Genomic DNA, 16,465 nt, shown 5'->3' with positions numbered 1-16,465 from the left:
ACACCAGGTCAACGATGGAGCATGAGAACAAGTTCCGCCACGGAACGTGACGTCAGCCGACGCGTTCGATGGTGTAGCGGACCAGGCGTTCCAGGGCCTCGTTGGCCGGGCCGGACGGCAGGGCGGACAGTTCGGCGTGGGCCAGGTCGGCGTAGCCCTGCAGCTTCTCCTTGGCCAGGACCATGCCGCGCGAGCGGGACAGCAGATCCAGCGCCTCGGTGACCTCCTCGTCGGACTGCAGCGGCTTGGCCAGCAGTCGGCGCAGCCGGTCGCCCTCGGCGCCCTCATCGCGCAGCGCGTACAGCACCGGCAGGGTGTGCACGCCCTCGCGCAGATCGGTGCCCGGGGTCTTGCCGGACTGCGCGGAGACCGAGGAGATGTCGATGATGTCGTCGGAGATCTGGAATGCCGTGCCGACCGCGTCTCCGAGCCGGGCCAGCCGCTCGACATGATCGAGGTCCGCGCCGGAGAAGGTGCCGCCGAATCGGCCGGCGGCCGCGATCAGCGAACCCGTCTTCTCCCAGACCACCCGCAGATAGTGTTCGACCGGATCCTGAGATTGGTTGGCCCCCATGGTTTCCCGCATCTGGCCGGTGACGAGTTCGGCGAACGTCTCGGCGATGACGCGCACCGCGTCGGGGCCGAGCGTGGACACCAGGCGGGAGGCGTGGGCGAACAGATAGTCCCCGGCGAGGATCGCAATACTGTTGCCCCAGCGGGAATTCACGCTGGCCGCACCGCGCCGCATGGACGCCTCGTCCATCACGTCGTCGTGGTAGAGCGTCGCCAGATGGACCAGCTCGACGACCGTGCCCGCGGTGATCAGATCCGAATCGCCCGGCCGCGGCCCCAGCTGCCCGGTGAGGATGGTGAACAGCGGACGAAAGCGCTTACCCCCGGCCTTGGCCAGATGCAGCGCGGCCTCCTGGAGGAATGCCTCCCCGTCGGACAGCTCGCTGATCATCAGTTTCTCGACCTCGTCCAGGCCGTTGCGCACCGTCGCCGCGAGCTCTGGGTCACCCAGGTCCACCCCGGCGACCACGGTGCTCTCATCGCGCACAGCCGATGCACTCATCTCGTCTCCCAACGCCGCGTCCGTCCCCACACCAGAAGAACCTAGCGTGTCGGGTGCCCGGACCCCATGAACACCGTCACTGTGGGAGAAATCAGACACTGGACGACACCTGTCGGCGGGTACTGGAAGTATTGTGCCCATGGTTGCACCGGATCCCACATCCGCGCACGGCCGCACCGCCGAATCGCTGCCCGCCCATGCCGATGTACTGGTGGTCGGCGCCGGGCCGGCCGGTTCGGCGGCCGCCGCCTGGGCCGCACGGGCGGGCCGGGACGTGCTGCTGCTCGACGCCGCCGCCTTCCCCCGCGACAAGACCTGCGGCGATGGACTCACCCCGCGCGCCACGGCGGAACTGGAACATCTGGGCCTGGGCGAATGGGTGCGCGCGCACACCGTCAATCGCGGCCTGCGGATGGCCGGATTCGGCCGCGAGGCGCTGCTGCCCTGGCCCGACGGCTCGTTCCCGGCCTACGGAAGTGCCGTTCCCCGTACCGAACTCGACGACAAGCTGCGCGAGACGGCCGTCAAGTGGGGTGCGCACATGATCGAGGACGCGCGGGTGGTCGACGTGGCCCGCGACGGCGATCGGGTCACCGGGGTGACCGTGCGCACCGATGCGGGCACGCGCGAGATCTCCTGTCGCACCGTGATCGTCGCCGACGGGGTCCGCTCACCGGTCGGAAAGCTGTTGGGCCGCACCTGGCATCGGCAGTACGCCTACGGCGTCGCGGCGCGCGCCTACATCCGGTCCGGCCGCAGCGATGACGAGTGGATCACCTCGCATATGGAGCTGCGCGACGCCGAGGGCACCGTGGTGCCCGGCTACGGCTGGGTGTTCCCGCTGGGCAACGGCGAGGTCAACATCGGTGTCGGCTCGTTGGCCACCGAGCGGCGCCCCTCCCATATCGCGCTGAAACCGCTGCTGCAGCACTATGTTTCGCAGCGCCGCGCGGAATGGGAGTTCGAGGGCGAGACCCGCGCGGTGGCCTCGGCGCTGCTGCCCATGGGCGGCGCGGTATCGGGGGTCAGCGGCCGCAACTGGGCGCTGGTCGGCGATGCGGCGGGCTGTGTGAACCCGCTCAACGGCGAGGGCATCGACTACGGCCTCGAGGGCGGGCATCTGCTGGCCGGGCTGCTCGACGAGCCGGATCTGACCACGCTGTGGCCGGATCTGCTGCGCGCCCGCTACGGCCGCACGTTCTCGGTGGCGCGGCGCATCGCGGCACTGGCCACGCATCCGCGCATGGTGCCCATCGGCGGGCCGCCGGTGATGCGGTCGAAGTTCCTGCAGCACACCGCGGTTCGGGTGATGGGCAATCTGGTCACCGAAGAGGACAGCGATCTGGTGGCGCGCGTGTGGCGGACCGCGGGCCGGACCTCCATGCGGTTCGACGAGCTGACGCCCTTCACGTGACGACCACGCGGTCCGCCTCGGGATCCGGGGCCTGATGCGGGTATCCCGGCCGGTATCGGTTTCGGCCGGGACATCCGGGAGCGCGATTACGCGTCGGCCGTGGCCAACCAGTTCTCGATGAACTTGCGCTCGCTGTTCACCACGCGGTGCTGCAGCTGTTCGGCCAGCGGCTCGATGGCCCCGCCCACGATCGGCACCTTCACCGTCACGGTGCCGGACACCTCGATCTCCGAGCCCTCGGCGGTGGGTCGCAGCTGATAGGTGCCTTCCATCTCGCTGCTGATGCCCTTCGTGCCGCCGGCGAAGGTGCCACGGGCGGTATCGCCGCTGAGCGGGCCCCAGTCGTCGGTGCGCTCGAGTACGAGTTCGTTCTTGAGGACCTTGGTCACGATGGACGGGATCTTCTCGGCGGCGGCCCGCTCGGTCATGTGGATGCGAATGGTGTCCGGCCCGCCGGGATGCGACAGGTCCAGGGTGGCCGTCGAGGCTCCGGAGAACCTCGCCTGCCAGAGTTCGTCGTTGATGATCGCCCGGTGAAGCTCCTCGACCGGGACGCTGTATGACACGGTGAAGCTGAATTTACGGGACATGGCCGCACACGCTAGCCGAACCATGCAATAGCCTTGTGCAGTGTCGGAAACCACGCAGTCTGATCATGGGCGCGCGCACCCGATCAATGGGCATCCGATTCGCCTGCGGCGCACCCGGATCGGGGTCCTGATCGCCGCCACCACCGTGAGTGTGCTGGCCGTGCTGCTGGTACTGGCGGCCTGGCGCGACGACATGTTGATCAGCTCCGACAAGGGTGTGGCCAGCGCCGAGGTGCTCTCCGCCGGACGGCTGCGGGCGGCGGTCATCTTCACCACGCCCGATGGGGTGACCCACAATCCGAAGGTCGGCGTGCTGTATCCGACCAAGCTGACCGGCGGGGAACGCATCAATGTCGAATACAGCCGCAGCGATCCGGATCTGGTCCGGGTGGCCGGGCGCGATGCGCGGGTGGCGATCATCCCCGCGCTCTCGGTGATCGTGGTGGCCTGGGGCGTGGCCCTGCCCGTGCTGTGGTTGATCAGGCGACTGAGGCGTCCCGGCCAAGAGCGTGCCGGGACCCTTGATGGTGGCAGTGCCGGGACCTTTGATGGTGGCAGCACCGGGACCTTTGATGGTGGCAGCACCGGGACCTTTGATGGTGGCAGCACCGGGACCTTTGATGGTGGCAGTGCCCGGACCCATTGATCGGGGGCGGTGCCGGGACCCATTGATCGGGGGCGGTGCCGGGACCCATTGATCGGGGGCGGTGCCGGGACCGTCGATGGCGGCGATGCCGGGGCCGATCGATCGGGGGCGATGCCGGGACCCGCTGAAAGTCGGGTGGGCGAGAGTTCGCCGGATCTTTGGATAGGTGTCATGTGCGCGTGACGGCGGGGCGGCGCGCGATGATCACACTCGAACCGTGCGTGTAGCGATAGTCGCGGAGTCGTTCCTGCCGAATATGAACGGTGTGGTGAATTCCGTGCTGCAGGTGCTCGACCACCTGGACCGCCACGGTCATGATGCGCTGGTCATCGCGCCGGACACCACGCGGGGGCTGCCGCCGGCGCCACGCGAGCACGGGCGCTTCCCGGTGGTGCGGGTGCCCGCGGTGATGGTGCCCAAGATCAGTTCACTGCCGGTCGGGCTGCCACAGCCGGTGATCACCTCGGCCATCGATGAATTCGATGCCGATGTCGTGCATCTGGCCTCGCCGTTCCTGTTGGGCGCGGGCGGGGTGGCGGCGGCGCTGCGGCTGGATCTTCCCGCGGTGGCGGTCTATCAGACCGATGTCGCGGGCTTCGCCAAGAGTTACGGCCTGGGTCCGGCCCGCCGGGCCGCCTGGGCCTGGACCCGGCGCATTCACGTACGCGCCGCGCGCACCCTCGCTCCGTCCAGTGCCGCGGCGGAAGATCTTGCGCAGCACGGCATTCCGCGGGTCCACCGCTGGGCGCGCGGGGTGGACCTGGCCCGCTTCACCCCCTCGGCCCGCCGCCCCGATCTGCGGGCGGCCTGGGGAGCCGACGGCAAACTCGTCGTCGGATTCGTCGGGCGGCTCGCGCCGGAGAAGCATGTGGAACGGCTGGCCGCATTGGCCGGGGATCCGGACGTCCAGCTGGTGATCGTCGGCGACGGCCCGGAGCGTGGGCGACTCGCGCAGCTGATGCCGACGGCGATCTTCACCGGCGAACTCGGCGGATCGGAACTGGCCGCGGCCTATGCGAGCCTCGATGTCATGGTGCATCCCGGCGAGCACGAGACGTTCTGTCAGGGCGTGCAGGAGGCGCTGGCCTCCGGTCTGCCGGTCGTCGGGCCGGACGCGGGCGGGCCGCGCGATCTGATCGCCCACTGCCGCAACGGATATCTGCTCCCGGTCGACCGCTTCGCCGAACTGCTGCCCAGTGCCGTTGCGGCGCTGCGTGATCCAGAGCTGCACACCCGATTCGCCACGGCCGCACGTAAATCCGTCCTGCACCGCACCTGGCCCGCCATCTGCACGGAACTGATGGGCCACTACGCCGAGGTGATCGGCGGCGATCAGGTCAGCGCCTGCCGCACGGCGTAGCACTGGTGACCCTGTGCCGCCACCTGCCGGGCCGGGCGGGCTAGGGTCGCAGTCGTGGCGAAGACAGAGTCGTATCGGGCCTCGTTGGATAAGCAACCGCATGAGGTCGCGTCGATGTTCGACGGGGTCGCCCAGCGGTACGACCTCACCAATACCGTGATCTCCGCGGGTCAGGACCGCTATTGGCGCTGGGCGACGCGGACCGCGCTGGCGCTGCGCCCCGGCGAGCGAGTGCTCGATCTCGCCGCGGGGACCGGGGTGTCTACCGCGGAATTCATCAAGTCCGGCGCCTGGTGCGTCGCCGCCGACTTCTCCCAGGGCATGCTCGCGGCGGGGCGGTTCCGCGAGGTGCCGATGGTGGCCGGGGACGCCACCGCACTGCCGTTCGCCGACGAATCGTTCGACGCGGTGACCATCTCCTACGGCCTGCGCAACGTATCCGATCCGGACGCGGCCCTGCGCGAGATGTTGCGGGTCACCAAGCCCGGCGGCCGGCTGGTGGTCGCCGAATTCTCCACCCCGGTCTTCGGCCCGTTCCGCACCCTGTACATGGAGTATCTGATGCGGGCCCTGCCGCGGGTGGCGCGCGCGGTCAGCTCCAATCCGGACGCCTACGTCTATCTGGCCGAGTCGATCCGGGCCTGGCCCAACCAGCCGCAGCTGGCGCTGCGCCTGGCCGATGCCGGGTGGTCAGCGGTGAAATGGCGCAATCTGACCGGCGGAATCGTCGCACTGCACCGGGCATACAAGCTCGGGTAACGTTTTCCCCAGGCATCGGTAATCGCCGAGGCCGCAGAGCTTTTCCGGTGATATCGATCACTCCTCACAAGGGAGATCGCCGCCTGTGTGGACCTTCGTCACCTGGCGATAACGTTCGGTAAATCCGGCGCAATCGCAGGTGGAGATGATCGGCTCATGTCGTCGGATGCTGGAACCAGCCGCGCACCGGGCACCTTCGCCACCACGTGCTCCTACTGCGGCGTGGGCTGCGGGATGATCGTGGAGACCCGGCCCGATGAGCGGGGTCTGCCGGTGATCGCCAAGGTTCGCGGCGACAAGCTGCATCCGGTCAATGCCGGGCGGCTGTGCACCAAGGGCGCCACGCATGCCGATCTGATGGCCGCGCCCGGCCGGATGACCACCGCACTGCGCCGCCCCGAGCGCGGTCGCCCGCCGCTGCCGGTTCCGGTCGACGATGCCGTCGCCGAGGCCGCCGACCGGTTGCGCACGATTCTCGAACAGCACGGACCCGACGCGATCGCGCTCTATGTCTCCGGACAGATGTCGATGGAGGCGCAGTATCTGGCGACCAAGCTGGCCAAGGGGTATCTGCGAACGGTCCACATCGAGGCCAATTCGCGGCTCTGCATGGCCAGCGCCGGGACCGGCTACAAACAGTCCCTCGGCGCCGACGGCCCGCCCGGCTCCTACGACGATTTCGACCATGCCGATCTGTTCTTCGTGATCGGCGCGAATATGGCCGACTGTCATCCGATCCTGTTCCTGCGCATGGCCGATCGGCTCAAGGCGGGCGCGCGGCTGATCGTGGTGGATCCGCGCCGCACCGAAACCGCCACGCGCGCGGATCTTTTCCTGCAGCTCCACCCGGGCACCGATCTGGCCCTGCTGAACGGGCTGCTGCATCTGCTCGTCGAGAACGGCGATATCGATAAGGATTTCATCGCCGAGCACACCGAAGGCTGGGAGGCGATGCCGGAGTTCCTGGCCGGCTATCCCCCGGACCGGGTCGCCGAGCTCACCGGCCTGGCCGCCGACGATATCCGCACGGCCGCACGGTGGATCGGCGAGGCGGGCGAATGGATGTCGCTGTGGACCATGGGCCTCAACCAGTCCACGCACGGCACCTGGAACACCAACGCGCTGTGCAATCTGCACCTGGCCACCGGGGCCATCTGCCGGCCGGGCAGCGGTCCGTTCTCGTTGACCGGACAGCCGAATGCCATGGGCGGCAGGGAGATGGGCTATATGGGTCCCGGGCTGCCCGGCCAGCGAAGTCTGCTCGCCCCGGCCGATCGCGCCTTCGTCGAGACGGCCTGGGGGCTCGCGCCGGGGACTATCCGGACCGAGGCCGGGCCGGGCACCGTCGAGATGTTCCGCGGCCTGGCCGACGGGCTGATCAAGGCCTGCTGGATCGTATGCTCCAATCCCGTTGCGTCGATGGCCAATCGCCGGACGGTGATCGCCGGACTGGAGGCGGCCGAACTGGTGGTGGTGCAGGACGTCTATACCGAGACCGCCACCAACGCCTACGCGGATCTGCTGCTGCCCGCCACGCTGTGGGCCGAAGCCGATGCGACCATGGTGAATTCGGAGCGCACGGTGACCCTGCTGGAGCGCTCGGTGAATCCGGTCGGCGAGGCGCGACCGGATTGGCAGCTGATCGCGCAGGTGGCCACCGCCATGGGCTTCGACGGCTTCGATTTCGCCTCGAGCGCCGAGGTTTTCGACGAGATCCGGCAATTCGCCAATCCGGCCACGGGTTACGACCTGCGCGGGATGAGCTACGACGCGCTGCGGTCGGGCCCGATGCAGTGGCCGTGCCCGGATCCGGCGCGGAGCCGAAATCCGTTGCGGTATCACAACGACGGCGTGAGCCAGGAGCTGTTCGTCGACGAATACGGATACCGGCCCCGGCTGGCGTTCGCGACACCGAGTCGGCGCGCGGTGTTCTGGCCGCGCCCGCATATGCTGCCGGACGAAATGCCCGATGACGACTATCCGTTCACGCTGAACACCGGGCGCCTGCCGCATCAGTGGCACACCATGACCAAGACCGGCCGCGTGCCGAAGTTGAACCGGCTCAACGGAAAACCGTTCGTCGAGGTGCATCCCGAGGACGCCGAGCGGCTCGGGGTGCGCGACGGCGATCAGCTCGAACTCGCCTCCCGGCGCGGGCGCGCCGTACTGCCGGTACTGATCAGCGATCGGGTGCGGCCGGGATGCTGTTTCGCGCCGTTCCATTGGAACGACGAGCAGGGCGAATACCTGACCGTCAATGCCGTCACCAACGACGCGGTCGATCCGGCCTCACTGCAACCGGAGTTCAAGGCCTGCGCGGTCGCGTTGCGGCGGGTGGCGGTGCTGCCGGAGGCGCTCGCCGAGCCGGTGTCGCTGCCGGACGGCTCGCGGCATCCACTGGCCACCATGCTGGGCCTGGACACCGCCACCGCGCCGACACTGAGCGAGAACGAGCGGGTCTATCTCGGCGGCTATCTGGCCGCGCTGCAGGCGCTTCCGGTGCAGGGGCAGCCGATACTGCCCGAATCCGCACCGCTGTCACCGCGCGGCCGGTTGTGGATCAACGGCCTGCTCGCGGGGATGTATTCGCGCTCGACCGACACCGCCACGGCCCCTGTCGATTCCGCGATCCGGCCGGTCACCGTGCTGTGGGCGTCGCAGACCGGCACCGCCGAGGAGCTGGCCGCGATCGCGGCCGGGCGGCTGGCCGAATCCGGCTTCACGCCAAGGCTGTTGGATATGAACTCCTGTGAGCTGACCGAGCTGACCGGTGACGCGCTGGTGGTCACGAGCACTTTCGGCGACGGCGGGCCGCCCGATAACGGCGCCGATTTCTTGGATCGCCTGCACGACAGCGCGATTCGGCTCACCGAGTTGCGCTATGCCGTCTTCGCCCTCGGCGACTCCTCCTATGACGACTTCTGCGGGCACGGCCGCCGCCTGGATCAGCTGCTCGCCGAGCACGGCGCGACCCGGATGCTGGCCCGGATCGATAGCGAGCCGGACCACGATCCGCTGTCCACGCGGTGGCTCGACGAGGTGATCGCGGCGCTCTCGGGAGAGGCTGGGGCACGGCACGATTCGCCCACCGCACCGCCCCCGCTGCCGATCACCGGCACCACCACCATCCTGCTGACGCGGCCCGAGGCTCCCCCGCTCGGCCGCACCCAGCCCGCCCTGTTCACGCGCAGCGCGCCGGCGAGGGTCCCGCTGATCCGCAATGAACTCTTGTCGCGGCCGGGTTCGGCGAAGGAAGTGCGGCAGTTCGGCTTCGACCTGAGCGGCGTCGACGCCACCTACGAGGTCGGCGACTCGCTGGGCGTATGGCCCGTCAACAGTGCGGACCTGGTGACCGAATGGCTGTCGGCCACCGGCCTGGACGGCGGGCGGCTCGTCGACCTGGACGGGCGGGAGATGCCGCTGGACCACGCGCTGAGTACGCATTACGACATCAGCAAGGTCAGCCACGATCTGCTGGCCTTCCTCGTCGAGCGCCATCACGACCCGCGCCTGGCCAAACTGCTACGCCGCGATAACCGCAACGAACTGGATCGCTATCTGTGGGATCGGCAGGCGGTCGATGTGCTGCGCGACTTTCCCGTACGCGCCGATCTCGTCGACTGGCTCGGTGTGTTGAAAAAGCTTCAGCCGCGCCAGTATTCGATCTCCTCCAGCCCGCTGGTCAGCCCGCATGAGGTGCAGTTGACCGTCGGCGTCGTGCGCTACGGCCCGGCCCAGGCGCGGCGCGGCGGGGTCTGCTCGACCTTCCTGGCCGATCGCTGCGCGGAGTCCGAGGCGCCGGTATTCCTGCAGCGCGCACCGCATTTCCGCCCGCCGCTGGATCCGGCCACCCCGATGATCATGATCGGGCCGGGTACCGGGATCGCGCCGTTCCGCGGCTTCCTGCACGAGCGGCGGGCGCTGGGCAGCCACGGCCGCAACTGGCTGTTCTTCGGCGATCAGCACGCCGAGGACAACTTCTACTACCGCGACGAGCTCGAGGATATGTTCCGCACGGGCTTTCTCACCCGCCTGGATCTGGCGTTCTCCCGCGATCAGCGCGAGCGGATCTATGTGCAGCACCGCATGATCGAGCACGGCGCGGAGCTGTGGTCCTGGCTCGCAGACGGCGGTCACCTCTACGTCTGCGGCGACGCCGCCCGGATGGCGGGCGACGTCGACAACGCGCTGCTGCGCATCGCCCGCATCCACGGCAAGCTCGATGTCGACGCGGCCCTGGCCTTCAAGAAGCAGCTCATCGCGCAGAAGCGCTACGTGCGGGACGTGTATTGAGCTATACCGCAGGCGGATTCAGCCGGGTGAAATCCGCCAGACGGTAGTACTGATAGTAGGGATAGGGCGGGGTCACCGCGCTCGCCTTGTCCAGGCGGGCGATCTGATCCGCGGTCAGCTGCCAGCCGACCGCGCCGAGGTTCTGGCGGAACTGGTCCTCGGTGCGGGCGCCGACGATGACCGTGGCCACCGTGGGGCGCGACAGCAACCAATTCAGGGCGATCTGCGCGACCGTGCGGCCGGTTTCGGCGGCAATCTCGTCCAGCGCGTCGACCACGTCGTAGAGCAGTTCGTCGTCGACATGCGGCGCGACCTCGGCGGTCTTGTGCAGCCGCGAATTCGCCGGAAGCGGTTGGCCGCGGCGGATCTTGCCGGTCAACCGGCCCCAACCGAGCGGGCTCCACACCGCCGCGCCGACCCCCTGATCGCGGCCCAGGGGCATCAGTTCCCACTCGTAGTCGCGGCCGACGAGCGAGTAGTACACCTGATGGGCGACGTAGCGCGGCAGTCCGTACTTATCCGCCGCGGCAAGGGATTTCATCAACTGCCAGCCCGCGAAGTTGGAGGCGCCGACGTAGCGGATCTTGCCCGCGCGCACCAGATCGTCGAGTGTGGCGAGCACCTCCTCGACCGGGGTGCCCGCGTCGAAGGCATGCAGCTGGAACAGATCGATGTAGTCCGTGCCGAGCCGACGCAGCGATCCCTCCACCGCGCCGATCAGGCGGGACCGACCCGATCCGGCATCGTAGGGTCCGGGTCCGGTGGGCAGCGAGGCCTTGGCAGACACCAGGATTCGGTCGCGACGCCCCCGAATCGCCTCGCCCAGCACCTCTTCCGACGCACCGCCGGAGTACACATCGGCGGTGTCGAACATGGTCACTCCCGCGTCCAGGCCGATGTCGACCAGCCTCCGCGCCTGCCGGGCATCGGTATCACCCCAGGCCGAGAACAGTTCACCCCGCCCGCCGAAGGTGCCCGCGCCGAAGCTCAATGCGGGCACCAGCAGCCCCGAGGCACCCAGTCGCCGATACTCCATGATCCACTCCTAACGGAACTATTGTTTCATTAACATCTCGGACGATACACTCACTCGACGATTAATGAAACTGGAGGCCCGTTATGACCGAGGAGAAGCCCGGCTCGTTGCGCCCGGGCGGCCGCACGGCCCGTGTCCGCGAGGCGGTCCTGCGGGTCGCGGGCGATCTGCTGGCCGAACACGGCTTCGCGCGACTGGATTTGGCCGAGGTGGCCACACGGGCGGGCGTCGGCAAGACCACCGTCTACCGCCGCTGGCGCACCCCGGCCGGACTCGTCGCGGACCTGCTCGCCGAGATGGCGGAAACCTCACTCCCCCATGCCGATACGGGCTCGCTGCACGGCGACCTGCGGGCCAATGCCCGCCTGGTGGCGACCACCCTCACCGACCCGCGCCAGGGCCCACTCTTCAAATCCCTTGTCGCGGCAGCGACCTGCGATCCCGAGGCGGCCGCGGCCCTGCGCCATTTCTACGACATCCGCCTGGCCGAGTGGTCACCCTGCATCGACCGAGCGATCGCCCGCGGCGAACTACCCCCCGACACCGATTCCCGCGCAGTCCTTTCCGCCGTCTCGGCCCCCCTCTACTATCGCCTCCTGATCTCCGGCGACGCCCTCGACGCCCGGGCCGCCGACACCGCCGCCGAGGCGGCCCTCCTCACCGCCCGCGCGGGCCTGTTCCCCCGCTGATCCGCACCCTCTCCAGCGCCTCGCACTGGTTGCGGGCGGCTGGAGGGGGTGCGAAGCGCGGGAAGGGGTGCGAGGTCTGGGGATGCACGTGCACCGGCGGGGCGAGATCGAGTTGTTAGCGGCGGAAGGTGCTGGTGGCGAGGAGAATTGGATGATGAAGGGCGATCGAGTGGAGATCGTCGTCGATACCGGCGATGGATCTCGGACGTACGAGGTGGCCGCGACGCGGGCGGGACGGCGGGTCGAGATCCGCATCGCGCGGGGCGTGGTCGAGGTCAGTGAGGTCACCCGGACCGGGAGCGCGGTGCGCACCGCGCGCTTCATGGCCGGGCGCACGCTGGCGCTGGTCGAATATCCGGCCGATGCGGGGCCGCTGCCGGGCGAGTGACAATCATCGAACGGTTGCCAGGTCGGCTCCCGAGGCGCATCCTCGAAGGCGCCGGGGGTACCACCGGCAATCGGCCGAGCAGCGAAAGGAGCACCCGATGATCGACCGCACCATCGATGCCATCGACGCAGTTCCCGAAGCCGATTACAGGGAGCAGACCGTCCCGGCGTATCCGGATGCCGACGAGGAGGACACCGGTTTGCCCTCGGGCGAGCCCATTCTGGAGGCCTCCGAGGCCGACGTGCTCGAACAGTCCATCTCGGTGCCGTTCGACGAAGACTACGAGAACACGGGCGCGCGGTACTAGGCGCCGGCCGCGATCGCGGCCTTCACATTCGCATGCAATTCACGCAGGCTGGACCGCTCGGTGGCCACCTCGAGCACCCGGATGCCGTGTGCGGGTCCGGTCAGCGCGGCCGCCAGATCGCCCGGCTCGACCTGCCGATGCGGAACCCGATACGCCGCGCACAGGGCGGCCAGATCCATGCCGTGCGGGGTGCCGAAGACGCGCTCGAAGACGCCCGCGTACTGCGGATCGCCCTGCTCGAGCAGTTCGAAGATGCCGCCGCCGTCATCGTTGGCGACCACGATGGTCAGATCCTCCGGCCGCGGCTCCCCCGGGCCGATCAGCAGTCCCGACGCATCGTGCAGGAAGGTGAGGTCGCCGATCAGTGCGATCGTGCGGCCCGAATGACTCAGTGCCGCACCGACGGCCGTCGACACGGTGCCATCGATACCGGCCACGCCGCGATTGGACAGCACCCTGATACCCGGATGCGGATGCGATACCAGCGCCGCGTCGCGCACCGGATTCGACGCGCCCAGCAGCAGCTGATCACCGTCGCGCAGGGCGTCCATGACCAGCGCCGCCACATGCAGGCCTGTCGGCTTGGGATGGCGTGCCAGCTCATCGCGCACGACCCGGCAGGCCATGGCGTCGACCGCGCGGCAGCGTTCGAGCCATTCCGCGGTCGGCGCACCGCTGGTGAGTGCGCGGGTTCCGGTGCCGACGACATTGCCCGATACATCGGGCCACCGCGGACCCGTGGTGACCGCGAAGACCGTGATCTCCGGATCGGCGAGCACCTTCGCCACCTGCCGGTGCAGCGTGGGCCGTCCGGTGATGATGGCCTGCTTGGGTTTCAGTAGCGCCAGGGCCAGGGGATGCAGTGCGGGGCCGGGCATGGGCGCGGTCGGCTCGGCGACCGTCGGCAGTCCGGCCAGCTCGGGGCGATAGCCCGCGCCGTGACCGGAGATCACCACCGTATCGGGGGTCAGATCGATCTCGAGCGGGACGTCCAAGGTCGCGTATTGCGTTGCGGTCCAGGGCATTCCGGCTGCTCGGCCCGCCGGAATCGACTCGCCCTGGCGCGCATCGGGCACCAGCGGCTCGCGCAGCGGGATATCGAACTGCACCGGACCCGCATTGCCGGAGCGACTGCCGCGCGCCGCGGCCAGCACCCGGCAGACCGCCGCCCGCCAGATGCTGTTCTGCCGCCGGTAGCCGTCCTCCTGCTCGGCCAGGCCGAGGCTGATCGCCGCGCGCACCTGACTGCCGAACATCCCGAACTGCTCCACCGTCTGATTGGCGCCGCTGCCCAGCATCTCGTAGGGGCGGTTGGCACTCAATACGATCAGCGGCTGGCGCGCGTAGTTCGCCTCGAGAACCGCCGGACCCAGATTGGCCACCGCGGTTCCCGATGTCATCACCACGGGCACCGGGCGGCCGCTCGCGATGGACAGGCCGACCGCGAGGAATCCAGCGGTGCGCTCGTCGATGCGCATATGCAATCGCAATCGACCCGCGGCGTCGGCGGCCTCCAGGGCGAACGCCAGCGGCGCGTTCCGGGACCCCGGACACAGCACGACATCGTGCACACCCCCGCGCGTCAGCTCGTCGACGACGACCTGCGCTTGTGCAGTCGATGGATTCACGCCCCCAGCCTCTCAGACGGCCGGTAGATATGGGGAGTCGGCTCGCTCACACCGTGTTCCGCAAGTTAGGTTTTGCTAACCTAACGCATATGGCCAAGCGCACCAAATACGTCAAGCCCGAGCAGCGGGAGATACTCACCGCCGAGGTACTGGCGAGCAAGCAGATCAGCCCGAACTTCGTCCGCGTCACGATCGGCGGCGCCGGACTGGCGGGATTCACGCCGATGGGTTTCGACCAGTGGTTCCGATTGTTCATGCCGGGCCGTAACGGGCTTCGACTGCCGTCGGCGGCGAACAACCTCTGGTACGCCCAGTACCTGATGATGGGCAAGGAACAGCGGCCGGTGGTGCGCAACTACACCGTGCGCGCGTGGCGTCCGGCGGGCGCGGGTGAATTCGGCGAATCCGGTGAGCTGGATATCGACTTCGCCATGCACGGCACCGAAACCCCCGCCTGCGGCTGGGCCGCCGGGGTGACGCCGGGCGGTCAGGTCGGGCTGCTCGACGAGGGCATCATGTACCAAGCGCCCCAAGACAGTTCGTATTCGCTGCTGGTCGGCGACGAGAGCGCGCTGGCCGCGATCGCGGGAGTGCTGCGCTCGGCACCGCGGGATCTGCGCGGCGCGGCGTATATCGAGATCGTGCACCCCGACGACGCGCAGGACCTGGGCGAACCCGAAGGGGTGCAGGTGAATTGGCTGGTCCGCACGAATCCGACCGCGGCCATCGGCAGTCTGGCGCAGGAGGCGGTGCGCGGGGCCGAACTACCGGCGCAGGGCGTCTACGGCTTCGTGGCCGGGGAGCAGAAGCTCACCTCCGGCGTACGCCGTCATCTGGTCGAGGAGCGCGCGATCCCCAAGGCCGACGTCACATTCACCGGTTATTGGCGCGTGGGCAAGGCCGCGGGCTGAGGATCGGATATCCCCCCGCTGGTCTCGGCGGGCACGACACCCGCCGAGGACCGATCAGCCGGCGTGCTTCTGGATGAGGTCACCCACCCGCGGAAGCGCCTCGACGACATGCTTTTTCGCCGAGGAACGGACCGCGGAGTACGCCTTCTTCAGGGCCGGGCGCGAGGAGGCATCGGCGCGGGCGTCGGTCACCGAGAGCAGCGACTCGGCAACCGCGTCCTGCTTGGCCACCAGCAGATCGGCGAACCGGCCGCTACCCGCGGTCCGGTACTCCGCCCAGAACGGCTCGAGGCGCTCGACGAACTTGGGCACGAACGATTCCAGCGCGTCCGACACGATGGTCGGGCTGACCTTCTTCGCCGCGGCGTATGCACCCTTCACGGCGAGGCCCGACGCACCACCCTTGTCCGACACCTCCGCTTCCAGAACCTGCTGGGCGTCGGCGAGGAAGGCCGGGCGCTTGGCGTCATCGAGCAGGGATTCAGACAGTGCAGCAACCACTTTCAGGTTCCTCCGGATAGTTTTCGATGAGCGAGCGCACGCCACTATACGCACCGGACGAACCAGGCACACTCCGACGACCCGCGCTAAGGCTGCCAGGGCAGCAATTCCACCATCAGCCCTTCACAATCGGCGAGCAACGTTTCGGATTCGTCACGCAGCCTTGCGCTTACGAACGTCTTGCGTCCCTCGATGCGATCGACGGTGCCCTCGACCACGAGCGGAGTCTCCACCGGAGTGATCTTGCGGTAGTTGACGTGCAGGAACGCGGTGCGACTGATCGGTCGTCCGGCATAGTGCACCAGCCCACCGAACAGATCGTCGAACAGCAGCGGCAGTACGCCGCCGTGCACCGCGCCGTTGCCGCCGAGGTGATAGCGACGGAACTGCCCGCGCATCCGGACGCCGCCCGGTCCCGCCTCGACGGTCTGCCACGGCGGCATGAGCAGGCTGCCGCGTCCCGGCAGCGAGACCACTCGCCCTGCGGGGCCCTGCGATTCGGGCGCGCGATAGGGCTCCAGCAGCGCGATGAGCTCCTCCGCCTTGTCGCGGGCCCGGCCGAACACCTCGTCGGAACAGTCGACCGACACGGCAAGATCCTGCAGCGTCCGCATGGCCTCCACGAACGGCCCGAAATGCGGCCCGGGACTTGCCTCGACGACCTTCGGAAATCCGCCATGCTTCTCGTAGCGATCCTCATCGATCGCACTCCGGTCGATAACCGGTTCCACCCGCTCACTCATACCTGCACGCTAGCTGTGTTTGATTTGCCTCCGCTTCGCTCCGGCGGGGGGGGGGGGCCCCCCGCCGGGGGGGGGGGGGGGGGGGGGGGGGCGGGGGGGCGGGGGGGGGGGGCGGCGGGGGGGGG

General features: G+C 68.8%; 14 protein-coding genes and 1 pseudogene. 9 read left to right on the top strand and 6 right to left on the bottom strand.

Annotated features, from left to right (window positions below; all coding sequences use genetic code 11):
• Nucleotides 1–52: 52 nt before the first annotated feature.
• Nucleotides 53–1,075, bottom strand: coding sequence for a polyprenyl synthetase family protein (locus ACIA76_RS25005; RefSeq protein ID WP_397154652.1), 1,023 nt, complete (start codon nucleotides 1,073–1,075; stop codon nucleotides 53–55).
• A 139-nt stretch (nucleotides 1,076–1,214) separates the two neighbouring features.
• Between ACIA76_RS25005 and ACIA76_RS25000 the strand changes: the two genes are divergently transcribed.
• Nucleotides 1,215–2,489 (top strand): geranylgeranyl reductase family protein, encoded by a 1,275-nt coding sequence (locus ACIA76_RS25000; RefSeq protein WP_397154650.1) that lies wholly within the window; start codon nucleotides 1,215–1,217, stop codon nucleotides 2,487–2,489.
• A gap of 86 nt (nucleotides 2,490–2,575) precedes the next feature.
• Here ACIA76_RS25000 and ACIA76_RS24995 read toward each other — a convergent pair whose 3' ends face one another.
• Nucleotides 2,576–3,079 carry a DUF2505 domain-containing protein gene (locus tag ACIA76_RS24995; RefSeq protein ID WP_397154648.1) on the bottom strand — a complete coding sequence of 168 codons (504 nt, stop codon included), beginning with the start codon at nucleotides 3,077–3,079 and terminating at the stop codon, nucleotides 2,576–2,578.
• A gap of 97 nt (nucleotides 3,080–3,176) precedes the next feature.
• On the opposite strand from ACIA76_RS24995, the pseudogene ACIA76_RS24990 reads away from it, so the two are divergent.
• The 4 genes and pseudogenes from ACIA76_RS24990 to ACIA76_RS24975 all read left to right on the top strand — a co-directional run.
• Nucleotides 3,177–3,566 (top strand): annotated as a pseudogene (locus ACIA76_RS24990) (DUF3592 domain-containing protein); the annotation flags it as partial.
• A 376-nt stretch (nucleotides 3,567–3,942) separates the two neighbouring features.
• Nucleotides 3,943–5,085, top strand: coding sequence for a glycosyltransferase family 4 protein (locus ACIA76_RS24985; protein WP_397154647.1), 1,143 nt, complete (start codon nucleotides 3,943–3,945; stop codon nucleotides 5,083–5,085).
• A gap of 54 nt (nucleotides 5,086–5,139) precedes the next feature.
• On the top strand, nucleotides 5,140–5,844 hold the full coding sequence (locus tag ACIA76_RS24980; RefSeq protein ID WP_397154645.1) for a demethylmenaquinone methyltransferase: 705 nt from the start codon (nucleotides 5,140–5,142) through the stop codon (nucleotides 5,842–5,844).
• Between the two features lie 156 nt (nucleotides 5,845–6,000).
• A complete protein-coding gene (locus tag ACIA76_RS24975) occupies nucleotides 6,001–10,137 on the top strand; it encodes a molybdopterin-dependent oxidoreductase (RefSeq protein ID WP_397154643.1) in 4,137 nt (1,378 codons plus the stop codon).
• 1 nt (nucleotide 10,138) lies between these two features.
• Here the strand turns inward: ACIA76_RS24975 and ACIA76_RS24970 are convergent, their stop codons facing one another.
• Nucleotides 10,139–11,173, bottom strand: coding sequence for an aldo/keto reductase (locus ACIA76_RS24970; RefSeq protein ID WP_397154641.1), 1,035 nt, complete (start codon nucleotides 11,171–11,173; stop codon nucleotides 10,139–10,141).
• Between the two features lie 83 nt (nucleotides 11,174–11,256).
• Here ACIA76_RS24970 and ACIA76_RS24965 point away from each other — a divergent pair, with 83 nt between their 5' ends.
• From ACIA76_RS24965 to ACIA76_RS24955, 3 genes are all read left to right on the top strand, one after another.
• The gene (locus tag ACIA76_RS24965; RefSeq protein WP_397154639.1) at nucleotides 11,257–11,862 is read left to right on the top strand and encodes a TetR/AcrR family transcriptional regulator; all 606 of its coding nucleotides are present in this window, start codon (nucleotides 11,257–11,259) and stop codon (nucleotides 11,860–11,862) included.
• Nucleotides 11,863–12,013: 151 nt separating this feature from the next.
• A complete protein-coding gene (locus tag ACIA76_RS24960; protein WP_397154638.1) occupies nucleotides 12,014–12,250 on the top strand; it encodes a hypothetical protein in 237 nt (78 codons plus the stop codon).
• Nucleotides 12,251–12,347: 97 nt separating this feature from the next.
• On the top strand, nucleotides 12,348–12,557 hold the full coding sequence (locus ACIA76_RS24955; protein WP_397154636.1) for a hypothetical protein: 210 nt from the start codon (nucleotides 12,348–12,350) through the stop codon (nucleotides 12,555–12,557).
• Here ACIA76_RS24955 and menD read toward each other — a convergent pair.
• Complete coding sequence (menD, locus tag ACIA76_RS24950) at nucleotides 12,554–14,185, bottom strand: 2-succinyl-5-enolpyruvyl-6-hydroxy-3-cyclohexene-1-carboxylic-acid synthase (RefSeq protein ID WP_397154634.1); 1,632 nt, start codon at nucleotides 14,183–14,185, stop codon at nucleotides 12,554–12,556. The two genes, ACIA76_RS24955 and menD, sit on opposite strands and share 4 nt — an antisense overlap.
• An 89-nt stretch (nucleotides 14,186–14,274) precedes the next feature.
• Here menD and ACIA76_RS24945 point away from each other — a divergent pair, with 89 nt between their 5' ends.
• Nucleotides 14,275–15,096 (top strand): siderophore-interacting protein, encoded by an 822-nt coding sequence (locus tag ACIA76_RS24945; protein ID WP_397154632.1) that lies wholly within the window; start codon nucleotides 14,275–14,277, stop codon nucleotides 15,094–15,096.
• Nucleotides 15,097–15,150: 54 nt separating this feature from the next.
• Here ACIA76_RS24945 and ACIA76_RS24940 read toward each other — a convergent pair whose 3' ends face one another.
• Complete coding sequence (locus tag ACIA76_RS24940) at nucleotides 15,151–15,597, bottom strand: DUF6918 family protein (RefSeq protein ID WP_397154630.1); 447 nt, start codon at nucleotides 15,595–15,597, stop codon at nucleotides 15,151–15,153.
• An 86-nt stretch (nucleotides 15,598–15,683) separates the two neighbouring features.
• On the bottom strand, nucleotides 15,684–16,340 hold the full coding sequence (locus tag ACIA76_RS24935) for a PaaI family thioesterase (RefSeq protein ID WP_397154629.1): 657 nt from the start codon (nucleotides 16,338–16,340) through the stop codon (nucleotides 15,684–15,686).
• Nucleotides 16,341–16,465: the final 125 nt, after the last annotated feature.

The organism is Nocardia sp. NPDC051570 (genome assembly GCF_044454005.1).
Lineage (GTDB): Bacteria > Actinomycetota > Actinomycetes > Mycobacteriales > Mycobacteriaceae > Nocardia.
This window is presented reverse-complemented; position numbering and strand designations above follow the sequence as displayed.

Bases quoted from the DNA above. Each gene is read 5' to 3' on its own strand.
- ACIA76_RS25005 (WP_397154652.1), bottom strand. From the start codon at position 1,075: ATGAGTGCATCGGCTGTGCGCGATGAGAGCACCGTGGTCGCCGGGGTG.
- ACIA76_RS25000 (WP_397154650.1), top strand. From the start codon at position 1,215: ATGGTTGCACCGGATCCCACATCCGCGCACGGCCGCACCGCCGAATCG.
- ACIA76_RS24995 (WP_397154648.1), bottom strand. From the start codon at position 3,079: ATGTCCCGTAAATTCAGCTTCACCGTGTCATACAGCGTCCCGGTCGAG.
- ACIA76_RS24975 (WP_397154643.1), top strand. From the start codon at position 6,001: ATGTCGTCGGATGCTGGAACCAGCCGCGCACCGGGCACCTTCGCCACC.
- ACIA76_RS24970 (WP_397154641.1), bottom strand. From the start codon at position 11,173: ATGGAGTATCGGCGACTGGGTGCCTCGGGGCTGCTGGTGCCCGCATTG.
- ACIA76_RS24965 (WP_397154639.1), top strand. From the start codon at position 11,257: ATGACCGAGGAGAAGCCCGGCTCGTTGCGCCCGGGCGGCCGCACGGCC.
- ACIA76_RS24960 (WP_397154638.1), top strand. From the start codon at position 12,014: ATGATGAAGGGCGATCGAGTGGAGATCGTCGTCGATACCGGCGATGGA.
- ACIA76_RS24955 (WP_397154636.1), top strand. From the start codon at position 12,348: ATGATCGACCGCACCATCGATGCCATCGACGCAGTTCCCGAAGCCGAT.
- ACIA76_RS24945 (WP_397154632.1), top strand. From the start codon at position 14,275: ATGGCCAAGCGCACCAAATACGTCAAGCCCGAGCAGCGGGAGATACTC.
- ACIA76_RS24935 (WP_397154629.1), bottom strand. From the start codon at position 16,340: ATGAGTGAGCGGGTGGAACCGGTTATCGACCGGAGTGCGATCGATGAG.